Consider the following 15,775-nt stretch of genomic DNA (forward strand, 5'->3'; position numbering starts at 1 on the left):
TGATGACAGTATGCTTTTCTCTTAAAACTTAATAACGCTTAGCGATTTTGCAATTTTGCATAATCCATGAGTACATTTGCAGCTTCAGTCACAAAAGTTTCTTCTTCTGGCAATGCAGGACGTTGCGATGCTTTCATTTTAGCGCGAGATTCAGCTAGAGCATCTAATGAAGCTTGATAGCTTTCCCAATTTGCAAAAGGCTTTTGGCCACTTGCTGCACGGCGTTCATTTTCTGCATCTAGAGTCTGTTTCTCTAAACCAAGCAATTCTGCACGGCGTTTATCAATATCAAGTACGACTTGCTTTTGCTCACTTGTAACCTTAGCAATCGCAGTACGTTTATTTAAATATTTAAACTGAGGATCGACAGCAACACGTTGTTCAGAAGACTGAGATAACTTAGCGACATATGGCTGAACAGAACCTTCACGTTTAAACGGTGCAGTCGGAATCGTATCCCACTTCAACGCATTCTTCGATTTACGTTCACCAAACTCTTCATTATAGATATCGACGAGTTTAATATCTGGCACTACACCTTTATTTTGTGTACTACCACCGGTAATACGGTAGAACTTACGCTGAGTTAAAGTCGCTTGACCGTATGCCAGAGTATCAAGTTGTACCTGAGCTGTACCCTTACCAGTTGTTGTACTACCAATAATAATACCGCGCTCATAATCTTGAATTGCAGCAGAGTAAATCTCACTCGCTGACGCTGACGCCAAGTTCACCATTACAGCAAGGGGGCCAGTGTAAATTTGCTGACCACCATCGTTATCTTCAAAAACACTAACATTGCCATTACCATCACGAATTTGGACAACTGGACCTGACTTAATCACTTGACCCAGCATACGTGCAACTTCTTCTAATGAACCACCTGGGTCATTACGTAAGTCAATAATAATACCTTCTACTTTCTTCGCTTTTAACGCTTCAAAAGCATTGGCAGTATCTTCTGAAACTGAACGGTACTGTTGACCAGCACGACGTGAACGATAGTCAAAATAGAATGATGGAATTTCAATTACACCCAACAGGTGCTTTTTACCATCACGTGTCACTTCAACTGTGCGTGAACGAACACCAGCATCTTCTTCTTGAATGACATCACGCACTAAGGTCACATTACGTGCCTGACTCATTGATGCACCAGCACCAAGAAGTTTTAATGTTACTTTCGTTCCGCGTTTACCACGAATAAGCCCAACAATTTCAGAACTTGACCAACCAACCACATCAATCATTTTCTCGCCTTCTTGGGCGACACCAACGATTCGATCTCCTGATTTCACTTGGCCAGATTTACTAGCAGGACCACCTTCTACAATGGTTTCAATCTTGGTGTAATCTTCATTGCCACGCTCTGGACGAATCGACACCCCAATGCCTTCTAGTTGCAAGGTCGTTTGGCGATTAAGTTCTATCGCATCAATTGGCGGGTAATAGTTACTATGTGGATCATAGGTCGCCAACATGGCATTTAATGTTTTATCCAACACATCATCGCTTTTCACACGACTAATTCTTTCAAGCTGACGTGTATAACGTTTAGTTAAGGTCTGAGCTGGTGTTAAATCTTCTGGGCCAGTTAAGTCTTGACCATCAGCAAGTGAAGGGTTTTCTTTAAGCGCTTTTTGTTTTGCCTGCTCTTCTTCACGACTAATAGTTAAGTTGATTAACTGCGAAACCAGCATTTTACGCCAGTGGTTTTGTTGCTCAGCTGTCGTTTTAAAATACGGTGCTTTTTCACGATCAACTTCAATATAGCTATTTGGCTGTTTTAAATTTTGCTGTTGTTTCAACTCAGCCAACATGAACTCATAAAATTGTTTTAAGCGTTCACGATATTGCTGATGAATTGCAAATGGCCCTGTTAAGTTCCCCGCCTTTAATGAAGCACCAAAATTTGAACCATATAGTTTTTTATAATTTTGAACTTCAGCGTCTAAAAATAGTGAGTGATCTGGGTCAAGATTATCTAAATACATATCGAGAATACGATTTGATGTTGTTGCATCCAGACGCATATTCAAATAATGTTGGCGATCAACTAAAGTTGCCAGTTGGCGGGCTACCAAAGCCTGCTCTTGCGTTGGCTGGATCGATTGAGAAACCACAGCAGTATTCGTTGCTGCTCTCGCTTCATTCATCGTATGAGAGAAGAATAAACCGCCAGTCGCGATCGCTACTGCACAAGCTATAGTTTGAAGTTTCATAAATTTTTAATACTTCCTTGGGTGTTCCTATCTTACATGCTCTGTTTTCGATATGAACTAAGCAGATTCAAAATCTTAACCAACTAAATTGTTTATACCGTGTAGTTTTATCATATTCTGTACTGACAAAATGTAGCAAAACATTGCAAAATTCGCTTATTGTTTTTCAATCAAAATTCAAATGGAACCAATATGATTGGCGCATTGATGCTGGATATCGCCGGCACAGAACTTACTCAAGAAGATATTGAACTATTACGCGCTCCGCAAGTCGGTGGCATGATTTTATTTGCACGAAATATTGAATCTCCGCAACAAGTCCGTGCTTTAACAGACCACATGCGTCAAATTCGTCCAGATATTTTAATTGCTGTCGACCAAGAAGGTGGTCGAGTTCAGCGCCTAAGATCTGGTTTTACCTTATTACCGGCCATGGGCCGTTTTGGTGAACTCTATATTACCCAACCTCAAAAAGCACTTGAGCTAGCTGAACAGTGTGGTTGGCTCATGGCAACCGAAGTCCTTGCAGTCGGCATCGATTTTAGTTTTGCACCAGTTTTAGACCTTAATGCAATTAGTGACGTGATTGGTGACCGAGGTTTCTCTAAAAATATTGAAGATATCGCACCTCTTGCTGGCGCATTTATGCAAGGCATGAAAAAAGCTGGAATGGCAAATACGGGCAAGCACTTCCCTGGCCATGGCTCGGTAAAAGCAGACTCTCATGTTGCAGCTGCAATTGACAGCCGTAGCTATGACGAAATCTATAATCATGACATGCAAAGCTTTATCAAGCTCATGCCTCAGCTTGATGCACTCATGCCAGCACATGTGATTTATGATCAGATTGACCCAAATCCAGCTGGTTTTTCACCTTTTTGGATTCAAGAAGTTCTACGCAACCGTTTGAAGTTTGATGGTGTACTTTTCTCTGACGACTTAAGTATGCAGGCCGCATGTGTAGCAGGTGGTGCAGATGCACGTATTCAAGCCGCGCTTTCTGCGGGTTGTGATATGGGACTTGTGTGTAATGACCGTGATGCGGCATGCACAGCACTAGAAGGTATCGAAAAACTTGCTCTTCCAAATCAAGAACGCTTAGAACGTATGCGCGGTCAAATTCCACAAATTCAGATTGGTGAAACATTATCGCTTGGAGATGAGTGGCAAGCTGTCAAAACAGCCATTGAAGAGTTTAAAAATTCGTTTTAAATTGACTTAAGCACATATTTGACTGATGGTTCACATCATCAGTCAAATCACACAAAAACAATAAACCGAGTTCAGGACGAATGACACAACAACTTTCTAAACACCGCCATATTTCTTTTACTGCACACTATACTGGCTATATCTGGTACCAAATGGGGATCTCTCACGAAGCACTTGCTACAGCTAAAGGAAAATCACTAGCGTATTTGGTTCACCCAATAGAATCTTGGGCCGAGAAATATGTGGGTGGCAGCATGCGTACTACGCTCAAACAACGCCATACGATGCTTGATCATCATTTAGAGAAGTTAATTCAAGAAAATCCTGATCTACAAGTCCTTGAAATAGCATGTGGCCTGTCCCCTCGCGGATGGTGGTTTAGACAGCATTACCCTTCAATTACCTATCGGGAGCTTGATTTACCCGATATGGCACAAACCAAACAAAATGCACTTCAGCAAATTGAAAAAAATGCGCCTGAAATTCTCTCAGTTGATTTATTTACGGAAGCTTTTGCGCAAGCATTTGAAGTATTTGACCCTAAACACCCATTGGTTGTGATTAGTGAAGGTTTAATTAACTATTTTGATAAAGATTTATTAAAACAACTCATTCAATCGATCGCTCACTATGGTGCTGCTTTTAAAACATTCCATTATTTAACGGATCTGTACCCTGAGCCAGTTAAAAATAAACTTGCCAGTATTATCTGGAACAGTAGTAAGCTACTTAAATTAATGTCCCGCAGTTCCTTTAGTTTTCATTTTAAAAGTCCTCAAGAAGTGCAGGATTTTTTTAAAGATGCGGGGTTTCAACAAGTCACAGTTGAACAGCCACAAATATTTTTTGGACAAGTTTCTTCCGATGGTCATGAGCAACATTTAGGTGATCTTGTCTGGATAATCCACAGCCAAACAAAATAATAAGCATAAAAAATTGGAAGCTCGAAAATTACGAGCTTCCAACTCCAACTATAAGGAATAGATTAAACAGTTTGTTTTTGACGAGCAATAAAACGGCTTAAACGATCAGCAAGTTCGAAACTACCATGTTTAAATAGAGCTCGAATACCCTGCTCTGTACTTTCAAAAATTAAGCACTCAATTGCAAAGCTACCTTCTTCATCTTCTAAATGTAGTGCCAAATCACGTGGATGATCATTCACAAAATCAAGCTGCGAAACATCATCCATTTTTAAATACATACCAAAGAATGTGACATCAACAATTGTCACTGGCACCTGTACATCAAACTCTCGGTGAGTAAGTTGAGTTTTTGGCTGTAAAACCCGAACCCGTTCTTCACCACGACGTTCCATATTCGCTATTTGTTCACGTGTCATAGGAATAATTCCATCCAGATTTTGGATAGATTCCCCTTTCAAGAAAGTGGTGAACAAACTCATGGTTTCTTTACGGCGTTGCAACTGAGGTACATGGTCAGCATTTGCAATAAGTGCAAATTCCATATCTGGACATTGCAAAGCAAAATTTGCATTTTCATGTGGCAGAGTAAAGCTATCGTATTGCCCTGCAGCAACCAGAGTTTTACACGCCGGAATTGGCACGTCAGTTAAACGCAAAAGACGATTACAGTTAATTTCATAACGCTCTCGTTCAGTGCCCGTAAACTCAGCCATTTGCCTAAAAAATAATTTTTTGGCTGTAGGTGACATGCGGGTTTTATCTAATTTTGCATGATTCACTAAATACAAAATCACAGCTTGCCCAAACTCTTCCATGCGGTTTTCTTGCATGAGCTTAAGAGACTCTTCCAAAATCATTCGCCAACTTTTTCGGGTCTTTTGCATGACACCCATCAAGATCATGCGATCCATTAATTCTGGACGATGGTAAGCAAAGCAAGATGCTATTACCGACCCCAAAGACATTCCCATAACGGAAACTTTTTGTAGTCCAACAATATCCAGCCAGCGTCCCAACATTTTAGATAGATCAGGTAATTCTAAAGTACCCGCAGATACTCCTGTATCCCGATTGGTAATTTGCTGATTTGCGCCCATAGAAGGTAAATCAATTAAAATGACCGGACCGCTTTCAAACAATTGTTCAACACAATATTTATAAGAATTAAAATTCTGGAAAGCACCACCCACAATCACAATTGGCGTATTGTGAATCGTTTTTGGATCGGCAATTGCCATATATTCAATCTTCCAGCCGTCAATCCATGTTGTACGAGCAGGTTGTTTAAAACTATCTCTATGGTAGATATCGAAAAAGCCAAAACCGGCATAAGCTTGGTTTATCTCCGAATCCATTTGAATAATGGAATTCATATCCTTGCTTCCTCCTTGCTGTAATTTTTTTATGCTGCAAGAGTTCCTTCTTGAACACGTAATCTTTTATGCACAAAACTTTAAAATTTGTATTAGTTTGTATTGCACAATAACATTCTAAACAATTGTGTGAAATATACGCAATCGCTCAAATGACCGCTCATCTTGTTTAAGTCGCTAATAGTTTGCAAAATATTTAAATGTTTTTTTATAGCGGTCACATTTTTCAAAAAAAGCCATTCATTGTTCCGCATTTGACTGCTACTATCGTAGTCATTGGTAAACGATTAAAAACGGCTATGCAAGATTCAATTGAACAATATATGCAAAAAGTCGGGCAACAAGCACGTGACGCCTCACGCGTCTTAACAAGTGCTTCTACCTCGCTTAAAAATCATGCACTCTCTGCTATTTATACTGCTTTGGAAAATAATCAGGCAGCAATCTTGGCAGCGAATCAAGTGGACATGGATAAAGGTCGTAGCAATCAGCTCGATAGCGCATTGCTTGATCGTCTTGAACTTACGCCCGCACGTTTTAAAGGAATGTTGCAAGGTTTAAAAGATGTGATCGCGCTTGTCGATCCTATTGGGGAAATTACTGATCTTGCATACCGCCCAACTGGTATTCAAATTGGCAAAATGCGTGTACCTCTAGGGGTCGTTGGGATGATTTACGAATCGCGCCCAAATGTCACGCTAGAAGCAGCATCTTTAGCCATCAAATCGGGCAATGCCATTATTTTGCGTGGTGGTTCAGAGGCGCTTGAGTCAAATAAAGCAATTGCAGAAGCAATTAAGCATGGCTTAAAAGTAGCTGGTTTACCTGAACATTCAGTGCAAGTTATTGATACGCCTGATCGTGCGGCAGTCGGCCATCTTATTACTATGGCTGAATATGTGGATGTCATTGTTCCACGTGGTGGCAAAAGCTTAATTGAGCGTGTGACGAATGAAGCACGTATTCCTGTTATTAAGCATCTTGATGGTAACTGTCATGTATTTGTCGAAGCACAAGCAGACCTTCACAAAGCCTTACCTATTACATTGAATGCAAAAACTCATCGCTATGGTGTTTGTAATGCGATGGAAACTCTGCTTGTTGATGAAAAGATTGCAGACGTTTTCTTACCACGCATTGCCGAACTATATGCTGAAAAACAAGTTGAGCTTCGTGGCTGCCCAGAAACACGCCGCATTTTAGGCCCATCTGTTAAAGCTGCAACGGAAGAAGATTGGTATACCGAATATTTAGGGCCAATTCTTGCAATTAAAGTTGTTAGTGGTTTAGACGAAGCAATTGACCATATCAACAAATATGGTTCACATCACACCGATGCGATTGTGACAGAAAATTATAGTTTGGCGCGTCAATTCTTGGCTCGTGTAGATTCGAGTTCAGTGGTTGTCAATGCCTCGACTCGTTTTGCTGATGGTTTTGAATATGGCTTAGGTGCAGAAATTGGTATCTCTACAGATAAAATCCATGCACGTGGTCCGGTTGGTTTAGAAGGTTTAACTTCTCAAAAATGGATTGTGTTAGGTGACGGTCAGATTCGTCAATAATCGATCTATTATTCCAAATAAAAACGCCTGATATTAATCAGGCGTTTTTATTTATTTTATTATTCAAATTTTACAATCAAAAAAAACCAGCCCGATGGCTGGTTTTTTTAACTACATACCACTTAGAAAATAAAGTCGGTATTCACAAATTTAGAATAGTGCTCAGACACCATAGAGGCCAGCATGCCTTTACTGTCATCAGTCTGTTTAGCAGCAATCATAGAACGAATAGAGAATGCACGCAGCGCATCATGCACAGACAGTGTACCTTCCGCAGAATCTTTACGACCACCGAATGGAAACACATCTGGACCACGTTGGCACTGACAATTAATGTTCACACGACAAACCTGATTGACCAGCGGATCAACCAAATGACCAATTTGCTCAGGGTCACTACCAAAAATACTCACCTGCTGACCATGATCAGAAGTAGTAACATATTCCAGCACAGTTTCAATGTCATCATAAACAGAGACTGGTACCACTGGACCAAACTGTTCTTCACGATACAGTCTCATGCCTTCAGTCACTGGATAAACTACGGCTGGATAGAACATAGTTTTGCAGAATTCACCACCTTCTACATTAACCACTTTTGCCCCTTTAGCCACGGCATCTTCAATGACTTCAGTCATATAGGCCGTACGGTGCATGCCTGGCAGCGGAGTAATAAACACACCTTTTTCCCACGGCATACCCACTTTCAGTTTGGCCAGTTCAGCCGTTAAGCGGTTAACAAATTCATCGGCTATCGAGCGATGTACTATCAGCATCTTGAGCGCAGTACAACGCTGACCATTGAATGACAATGCACCCAGCAGACACTCTTTCACTGTCAGATCCAAGTCGGCATCTGGCAGAATAATGGCTGCATTCTTCGCATCCAGCCCCAAAATCGCACGCAGACGGTGAGATTTAGGATGTTGCTTTTTCAAGTAATCGGCCACTTTGCTAGAACCAATCAGCGCCAATACGTTGATTTTTCCAGATGCCAACAGATGCGGCACCACCAGTGAGCCTGGCGCATAGATGGTATTGATCACACCTTTCGGGAATGATTCACGGAATGCTTCCAGCAATGGTTCAAACAACAAGGTTCCAAATTGAGGTGGTTTGAAGACGATGGTGTTGCCCATTAGCATAGCCGGAATCAAGGTAGCAAAGGTTTCATTCAGCGGATAGTTATATGGCCCCATACATAACACTACGCCCAACGGGGTACGACGGATTTGACCAATGGTACCTTCAGCAATCACAAAGCGGGAGTTGGCATTATCTAGGTCTTTCAGGGCATCAATGGTTTGACGCATGTAGGTGACAGTACGGTCAAACTCTTTCTCAGAGTCAGCCAAGCTCTTGCCAATTTCCCACATGATCAGTTTAACAATCAGGTCTCGTCGCTCCACCATACGCTGAATGAAATTCTGCATACAGGCGATGCGCTCACCAACTTTCATCATTGGCCATTCACCACGACCATTGTTGTAGGCCCGTACTGCTGCTTCTAGTGCTTCGTCGCTTTCCTTCTCACCCATGATTGGATAACTGCCAAGCTCAACTTGCTGCAAACTACCATCAGACTGCTGAGTCCAGATTGGGGACAATGTTTTCTTGGTTGCACCAGCCCACAACTTCAGCTCACCATCTACTAATGAGACACGCTGATGAATCTGGGATGGCAGACGCACGTTCTCAGGAATACTATCTACTACGGGAAATTTCTGCTGCAAATTATTTGAATGACTCATTCTTGTTATCTCCAAGTTTTATATATTTATGTATTTATATATTCGAACCTAGCCCGCTATGATCAGACCTTGTTCCTGTGAATACCAGTACCATTACTGGTATTCACCTTGCTTGAGCCGCACCACAAATCAATCAAGACTTTGCAATGTTTCTAAATGAGGTTACCCCCTACACACGCTGTCAGTTACCCCTAGTTTTTGCATGACCTGCACAACTATTTGTTCAGGTGTCAATGCGATATCAATCGTAATTGCCTCATGAACATCAGGCTCTTCTAAAGTATCAAGCTGAGTCTGCAATAAAGAAGGGTCAAAAAAATGGCCTGCTCGCTCAGCAAGACGCTGTTTTAACAACTCATATGACCCTTTTAAATATACAAACTGCACATTTTGGTCATGGCCACGTAAAATATCTCGGTAGACCCGCTTGAGTGAAGAACAAGTAAACACTGCGGTCTCACCCGCCTGCTGCTTCTCTTCAATAGCTTTACGAATCGCGTGTAACCAAGGCATGCGATCTTCATCAGTTAGAGGAATACCCTGACTCATCTTGCTTTTATTTGCAGTCGAATGCAGTGTATCTCCATCGAGAAACTCACAAGCCAAATGCTCCGACAGCAACTCACCAATCAGTGTTTTGCCTGTTCCACAGACACCCATTGCAATCACAATCATGGATTAATTACCTCTAATTATAAAATAGTGCTAAGAAGTAGCGTGAAAGACAAACCCAACACCGAAATAATGGTTTCTAATACTGACCAAGTTTTGAGTGTCTGCCCTACTGTCATACCAAAATATTCTTTGATTAACCAAAATCCTGCATCATTTACATGAGAGAAAACTAATGAACCTGAACCTGTGGCAAGTACTAAAAGTTCCGGTCTAACGGTAACACCAGCTGTAGCAGCAATCGGAGCGACAATACTACAAGCAGTAGCCATAGCGACTGTTGCCGATCCTGTTGCCAAACGAATCAATGCTGCAACTAACCAGCCTAACAATAAAGGTGACAAATTTGCCTTCAAGGCTGTAGAAACGATCTCATTAGAAATACCACTGTCACGCAAAATACCGCCAAAACCGCCACCAGCACCGACAATCAACATGATTCCGGCAATAGAAGCCAAACAACCGCCACAGAATTTTTCGATCTGTTCACGGTTAAAGCCCTGCATCGTACCAAAGGTGATAAAGCTGACCAGTACGGCGATAAGCAATGCGATATCAGAAGTACCAATGAAACGTAGTAAGTCATTTGCGAAAGTTTGTGGTGCAAAGAAAAGATCAGCCCAACTTCCGATTAACATTAATACGACAGGCAACATAATCGTAAATAAGGTAATCCCAAAGCTTGGGAGCTCACGAGTTTCTTTCTTATCTACCTCAACAAATTGCTTAAACAATGGATTGTTCTCAGGCAATTTGACATATTTGTTGATCCATAATGCATACAACGGCCCTGCAACAATCGCCGTTGGTACGCCCACTAACAAACTGTAGGCAATTGTTTTACCAATATCAGCGTGATATGCCTGTACTGCCAACAACGCTGCCGGATGTGGTGGAATCAAACCATGCACAACGGACAACCCTGCAACCATAGGCAAACCTACGACCAATAACGACTTGCCCGTTCTTTTGGCAATGTTAAAAGCAATTGGAATAAGGAGTACGAAGCCAACTTCGAAAAATACGGGCAGCCCCACAATAAGGGCAATGAACATCATGGCCCAGTGAATATTTTTCTCACCGAACCATTTAATTAAAGTAATTGCTATTCGCTCTGCACCACCCGACTCGGCCATCATTTTACCGAGCATCGTTCCGAGTGCGATTACAATCGCAAGGTGACCTAAGGTTTTACCGGTACCGGCTTCATATGACTTAACAATATCGCCCATTGGCATGCCAACTGCTAAAGCTAAACCGAGTGAAACAATAATAAGAACTAGAAATGGATAAATTCTGAACTTCGCGATCATGACAACTAAAGCAATAATCGCGATTACAGTATAGATAAGCAACATGCCACCCTGAACCGTCTCCATGTGACATTTCTCCTTGGAGTAACTATCTAGGCTAAGCCTAAATAAAGGTCTTCAACCAGGATAATTCCTACTGTTGAGACACTAATTTTTTATATTTAGGTATGACCAGTATCACTACTGGTCATATCGACATAAGCTCTAAAGCACATCAAATGCGCTTCATTTTTTATAAATATTGATTACATTTACAATGTTCTCAACTGACTAGCCAATTGTGCCAAGCGAGTAATTTCCGCCCAATCTTGTGAAGCAACTGCCGCTTTCGGTGTTAACCACGAACCACCCACACACACCACATTTGGTTGCTTCAAGAAATCCGGAGCTGTCTCTGCGGTAATGCCACCTGTAGGGCAAAAACGTAGGTTTGGAAATGGACCATAGAATGCTTTTAGCATCTCGACTCCACCCGCTTGCTGAGCTGGAAAGAACTTCACAATCTCATAACCTAATTCAATTGCCTGAATCAGGTCACTTGGCGTCATCACACCCGGCAACAAAGGCAAACCGGCATCTTGCGCAGCCAAATGTAAATCTTTAGTCAAACCCGGCGACACACCAAATTGAGCACCAGCTTTTTTTGCTTGAGCACAATGTTCTGGCTTGGTAATCGTACCTACACCGACCACAATGTCATCTGCCAACTGGCTCGCACGCTCAATAGCAGCCAGTCCTGCCGCAGTACGTAACGTAATTTCCAATACTTTCACGCCACCAGTGTGCAGCGCGCGTGATACATGTTCACCTTGCTCGGCAGACTCAAATGCCAGTACCGGAATCACTGGCCCTAATTGAACAACATCTTCAATCTTAATCATTACTTTTCTATTCCTATTATTATTAAAGTCTAAGGTTGAACGATTTCACCAACCAAAGCACCAAACACAGAAGCACCATGCTCAGCTGGTGCAGCAGCGGCACGGAACACACCGAATAATTCACGACCAAAGCCGACTTCGTTTTCTGCCTGATGCTCAGGTTGTGCAACAGGGCGTGACTGCCAAACAGCTTCATCTAACTCAATATCGAGTACACCAGCTTCAGCATCAATCACCAACATATCTCCCGTTTGCACTTTAGCAATCGGACCGTTCAGCAAAGCCTCTGGAGATAAATGAATTACTGCTGGAACTTTGCCTGAAGCACCTGACATACGACCATCAGTTACTAATGCCACATGGAAACCTTGATCTTGTAAAACACCTAATACAGGGGTTAAACGGTGTAGCTCTGGCATACCATTCGCACGTGCACCTTGGAAGCGAACAACAGCAATGAAATCACGGTGTAACTCACCACGATCAAATGCAGCTTGCACTGCTTCTTGAGAATCAAACACGATTGCAGGTGCTTTAACTTTACGATGTCCTGGAGCAACGGCAGAGATCTTGATCACACCACGTCCTAAACGCCCTTGCATTAAACGTAAACCACCATCTGGTTGGAATGGCTCATCGAAACTACGCAAAACTTTGTCATCAAGGCTTTGAACCACGCCATCAACCCAAGTGAGCTTACCGTCGATCAGTTTTGGTTCTTTGGTGTAATGGTATAAACCCTTACCTGCAACGGTAGTCACATCGTTATGCAACAAACCAGCTTCAAGCAAATTACGAATGAGGAAAGCAACCCCACCCGCAGCCTGGAAATGGTTTACATCGGCCTTACCATTTGGATAAATTTTGGCTAACAATGGAACAACGGCAGACAATTCATCAAAGTCATCCCAGTCAATCAAGATGCCAGCAGCACGGGCAATCGCAATAAGATGCAAAGTATGGTTAGTTGATCCACCTGTGGCTAATAACGCCACAATGCCGTTTATAATTGCTTTTTCATCAACAACATGACCAATAGGCGTGTAGTTTCCGCGCTCAACGGTTAAATCAAGTACACGAATCGCAGCTTCTGCGGTGAGTGCGTCACGCAATGGTGTGTGAGGATGAACAAATGCAGCACTTGGAAGGTGTAAACCCATCACTTCCATCAGCATTTGATTACTGTTGGCAGTACCGTAAAACGTACAGGTACCTTGTCCGTGATAGGCTGCTGATTCAGCTTCAAGCAAAGCATCGCGCCCAACTTCACCTGTTGCGAACTGCTGACGGATTTTGGCTTTATCGTCATTAGATAAACCACTTGTCATTGGGCCCGCAGGCACAAAAATGGTAGGCAAATAACCAAATTGCAAAGCACCAATCAATAATCCCGGCACAATCTTGTCGCAAACACCTAAACATAACGCTGCATCAAACATGTTATGAGACAATGCAATCGCTGTGCTCATCGCAATGGTTTCACGAGAGAACAATGATAGTTCCATGCCAGCATTACCTTGAGTAATACCGTCACACATCGCTGGCACACCGCCAGCAAATTGCGCTACACCACCATTTTCACGAGCGGCTGTTTTAATTAGATCTGGAAATGTTTTATAGGGTGCATGTGCCGAGAGCATTTCGTTATATGAAGATACAATGCCAATATTTGGCTCACGGCCTACTTTAATAATTAATTTTTCATTATCTTCCATGCTGGCAAAACCATGAGCCAGATTGGCACATGAGAGTGCACCACGAGCAGGAAATTTGCCTTGTGCATGTTCAATACGTTGTAAATATGCAGAACGAGTTTTTTGACTACGCGCAATTACGCGCTCGGTAACTTTTGCCAGTATGGGGTTCGGCAAGTCCATGCAGGACGCTCCTGTACAACCGGATAAGCCGGAAAATAAAAATAAACCAAATGATATATTTTTCTGATCATTTGAAAAAGGATGAATAATATTATTCAGGCGAAAAGCGACATGCAACCCTAGGCAATGCTGTTTTAATGACCTCCTCATAGACCTTAAAGGTATAGCAAGCTTAGGTTTTAGACCAAAAACCTATTTAAAAACTCGATTATTTATGCTTAAACTGAACTTCAGAAATTATGGTAAAATTATTGTAATATCAATATTATGAAACACATTGAACAATATCTAGATAATAAGCTTTTCATACTACTTTTTAGTTCTAATAAGCCTATGTTTTATTCTTTATAATTCTCATTCCTACTATTAATTCTTAATTTCAATTACGTATATTATTTGTAATATATTTTTCAAATTTAATTAAAGAGACTTCTGCCCTCTTAATAAAGAATCACTACCCACCATTTAAAATAAAATTTGATTCAAGCTTATTTTTCATAAATGTATACAAAAAAACCGAGCTATCTCCGCATAAAAAAACAAGGAATACAGTGATTAAGCTTTATACTGAATAAATATTAGTTACAAATAATTTGATGGTCGATAGTGCTTAAGTCTAATGGGCTAAAGTCTATCTTGGACAGAAAAACAACACATGTTAAAACATGACAACCCGTTCAACCTGTATCTGAAAATAATACATTTTGAACAGGAAGTTAGGAAAACTATTTTAAATCAGGACGTGGGTATTTCAACGTGGCTACATCAGTATTAGTTATCAATTGCGGCTCTTCATCTATTAAATATGCTCTAGTTTCAGAACGTCGTGAAGATCGTATTTACGGTTTAGCAGAAAACTTGGGGGCAGCCGATGCTCGCATTAAGGGAGTGACAGTTGGTGGTGAACCACTTGAACTTTCAATTCCCTATGCTGACCATGCCAAAGCTTTAGAAACTCTACTTGCACGTCTTGCCAACTATAAACCACAAGCAATCGGACATCGTGTTGTACACGGCGGTAGTTTAACTAAAGCCGAATTACTCACTCCTGAAATTATTGAACGTATTCGCGCTGCGACCCCTTTAGCTCCTCTTCACAACCCAGCACATTTAATCGGTATTGACGCAACCGTACGCCTATTTCCTGAATTACCTCAAGTTGCAGTCTTCGACACAGCATTCCATCAAACCATGCCACCGCATGCCTACCGTTATGCAATTCCTAAGTTCTTATATACCGAACATAATGTCCGTCGTTATGGCTTCCATGGTACAAGCCATGCCTATGTGTCTGACCGAGCAACTGAACTTGCAGGCAATCTGAAAAAAGGTGGTTGGTTAACAGCACATCTAGGAAACGGCAGTTCAACTTGTGCAGTATGGAACGGACAAAGTGTTGATACTTCTATGGGCCTTACTCCACTTGAAGGTGTGGTGATGGGAACTCGTAGTGGTGACGTTGACCCAAGCTTACATAGCTTCCTTGCGAAAAACCTCGGTTGGGACCTCGCTAAAATTGATAAAGTTTTAAATAACGAAAGTGGCTTACTTGGCTTGTCGCAATTGTCTAATGACATGCGCACAGTCATTGAAGCTGCAGAAATTGGCAATGAAGATGCTTGCCTTGCAATTGAAGTGTTTAGTTATCGCCTTGCAAAATCACTTGCTGCCTTAAGCTGTGGTTTACCAACTTTAGACGGCCTCATTTTCACAGGCGGTATTGGTGAAAACTCGGCATATATTCGTGAGAAAACTTTAGCGTATTTACCTCATTTTGGTTTGCAGCTCGACAAAGATCAAAACAACAACTTAAAACGTGGCACTGAAGGCCGAATTGATAATGGAACAGGTCCGCAAATTTGGGTCATTCCAACAGATGAAGAAGGCCGTATTGCCAAAGAAACCCGTCAAGTTGTTGAAGCGGCAGGAACTACAGCATCTGTAGCAAGCCTTGCTTAATCAGATCTTAGCGAAAACTCGATA

The 15,775-nt window shown here is 41.7% G+C and carries 12 protein-coding genes; 5 read left to right on the top strand and 7 right to left on the bottom strand.

Annotation, left to right across the window (positions count from 1 at the left end; translation table 11 throughout):
* Positions 1-38: 38 nt before the first annotated feature.
* Positions 39-2,222, bottom strand: a complete 2,184-nt coding sequence (locus tag ASF86_RS13670) for a carboxy terminal-processing peptidase (protein ID WP_056482901.1) — start codon at positions 2,220-2,222, stop codon at positions 39-41.
* A gap of 192 nt (positions 2,223-2,414) precedes the next feature.
* On the opposite strand from ASF86_RS13670, the gene nagZ reads away from it, so the two are divergent.
* Together nagZ and ASF86_RS13680 are read left to right on the top strand one after the other, a co-directional pair.
* Entirely contained in the window at positions 2,415-3,434 is a 1,020-nt protein-coding gene (gene nagZ / locus ASF86_RS13675; protein WP_056482903.1) for a beta-N-acetylhexosaminidase, read from the top strand.
* Positions 3,435-3,514: 80 nt separating this feature from the next.
* Positions 3,515-4,357: a class I SAM-dependent methyltransferase gene (locus ASF86_RS13680; protein ID WP_056482906.1), complete on the top strand. Its 843-nt coding sequence runs from the start codon at positions 3,515-3,517 to the stop codon at positions 4,355-4,357.
* Positions 4,358-4,419: 62 nt separating this feature from the next.
* Here ASF86_RS13680 and ASF86_RS13685 read toward each other — a convergent pair whose 3' ends face one another.
* Complete coding sequence (locus ASF86_RS13685; protein WP_056482909.1) at positions 4,420-5,733, bottom strand: alpha/beta fold hydrolase; 1,314 nt, start codon at positions 5,731-5,733, stop codon at positions 4,420-4,422.
* A 299-nt stretch (positions 5,734-6,032) separates the two neighbouring features.
* On the opposite strand from ASF86_RS13685, the gene ASF86_RS13690 reads away from it, so the two are divergent.
* A complete protein-coding gene (locus ASF86_RS13690) occupies positions 6,033-7,298 on the top strand; it encodes a glutamate-5-semialdehyde dehydrogenase (protein WP_003654861.1) in 1,266 nt (421 codons plus the stop codon).
* Between the two features lie 122 nt (positions 7,299-7,420).
* Here the strand turns inward: ASF86_RS13690 and ASF86_RS13695 are convergent, their stop codons facing one another.
* From ASF86_RS13695 to edd, 5 genes are all read right to left on the bottom strand, one after another.
* The gene (locus ASF86_RS13695; protein WP_056482912.1) at positions 7,421-9,049 is read right to left on the bottom strand and encodes an NADP-dependent glyceraldehyde-3-phosphate dehydrogenase; all 1,629 of its coding nucleotides are present in this window, start codon (positions 9,047-9,049) and stop codon (positions 7,421-7,423) included.
* A 162-nt stretch (positions 9,050-9,211) separates the two neighbouring features.
* Positions 9,212-9,724 (bottom strand): gluconokinase, encoded by a 513-nt coding sequence (locus tag ASF86_RS13700; RefSeq protein WP_005036944.1) that lies wholly within the window; start codon positions 9,722-9,724, stop codon positions 9,212-9,214.
* Positions 9,725-9,741: 17 nt separating this feature from the next.
* Positions 9,742-11,100, bottom strand: coding sequence for a gluconate:H+ symporter (locus ASF86_RS13705; RefSeq protein ID WP_056482915.1), 1,359 nt, complete (start codon positions 11,098-11,100; stop codon positions 9,742-9,744).
* Positions 11,101-11,285: 185 nt separating this feature from the next.
* Positions 11,286-11,915, bottom strand: a complete 630-nt coding sequence (gene eda, locus ASF86_RS13710; protein WP_005036946.1) for a bifunctional 4-hydroxy-2-oxoglutarate aldolase/2-dehydro-3-deoxy-phosphogluconate aldolase — start codon at positions 11,913-11,915, stop codon at positions 11,286-11,288.
* A 29-nt stretch (positions 11,916-11,944) separates the two neighbouring features.
* Entirely contained in the window at positions 11,945-13,792 is a 1,848-nt protein-coding gene (edd, locus tag ASF86_RS13715) for a phosphogluconate dehydratase (protein WP_056482919.1), read from the bottom strand.
* Between the two features lie 655 nt (positions 13,793-14,447).
* Between edd and ASF86_RS19335 the strand changes: the two genes are divergently transcribed.
* The gene (locus ASF86_RS19335; RefSeq protein ID WP_080026271.1) at positions 14,448-14,567 is read left to right on the top strand and encodes a hypothetical protein; all 120 of its coding nucleotides are present in this window, start codon (positions 14,448-14,450) and stop codon (positions 14,565-14,567) included.
* On the top strand, positions 14,549-15,751 hold the full coding sequence (locus tag ASF86_RS13720) for an acetate/propionate family kinase (protein WP_056482923.1): 1,203 nt from the start codon (positions 14,549-14,551) through the stop codon (positions 15,749-15,751). Before ASF86_RS19335 ends, ASF86_RS13720 begins: the two co-directional genes overlap by 19 nt.
* The last annotated feature ends 24 nt before the right edge of the window (positions 15,752-15,775 follow it).

It is taken from the genome of Acinetobacter sp. Leaf130 (assembly GCF_001423205.1).
Taxonomy (GTDB): Bacteria; Pseudomonadota; Gammaproteobacteria; order Pseudomonadales; family Moraxellaceae; genus Acinetobacter; species Acinetobacter calcoaceticus.

Excerpts from the sequence above, each read along its gene's own strand:
- ASF86_RS13670 (WP_056482901.1), bottom strand. The coding sequence starts at position 2,222 with ATGAAACTTCAAACTATAGCTTGTGCAGTAGCGATCGCGACTGGCGGT.
- nagZ (WP_056482903.1), top strand. The coding sequence starts at position 2,415 with ATGATTGGCGCATTGATGCTGGATATCGCCGGCACAGAACTTACTCAA.
- ASF86_RS13680 (WP_056482906.1), top strand. The coding sequence starts at position 3,515 with ATGACACAACAACTTTCTAAACACCGCCATATTTCTTTTACTGCACAC.
- ASF86_RS13685 (WP_056482909.1), bottom strand. The coding sequence starts at position 5,733 with ATGAATTCCATTATTCAAATGGATTCGGAGATAAACCAAGCTTATGCC.
- ASF86_RS13690 (WP_003654861.1), top strand. The coding sequence starts at position 6,033 with ATGCAAGATTCAATTGAACAATATATGCAAAAAGTCGGGCAACAAGCA.
- ASF86_RS13695 (WP_056482912.1), bottom strand. The coding sequence starts at position 9,049 with ATGAGTCATTCAAATAATTTGCAGCAGAAATTTCCCGTAGTAGATAGT.
- ASF86_RS13700 (WP_005036944.1), bottom strand. The coding sequence starts at position 9,724 with ATGATTGTGATTGCAATGGGTGTCTGTGGAACAGGCAAAACACTGATT.
- ASF86_RS13705 (WP_056482915.1), bottom strand. The coding sequence starts at position 11,100 with ATGGAGACGGTTCAGGGTGGCATGTTGCTTATCTATACTGTAATCGCG.
- eda (WP_005036946.1), bottom strand. The coding sequence starts at position 11,915 with ATGATTAAGATTGAAGATGTTGTTCAATTAGGGCCAGTGATTCCGGTA.
- edd (WP_056482919.1), bottom strand. The coding sequence starts at position 13,792 with ATGGACTTGCCGAACCCCATACTGGCAAAAGTTACCGAGCGCGTAATT.
- ASF86_RS19335 (WP_080026271.1), top strand. The coding sequence starts at position 14,448 with ATGTTAAAACATGACAACCCGTTCAACCTGTATCTGAAAATAATACAT.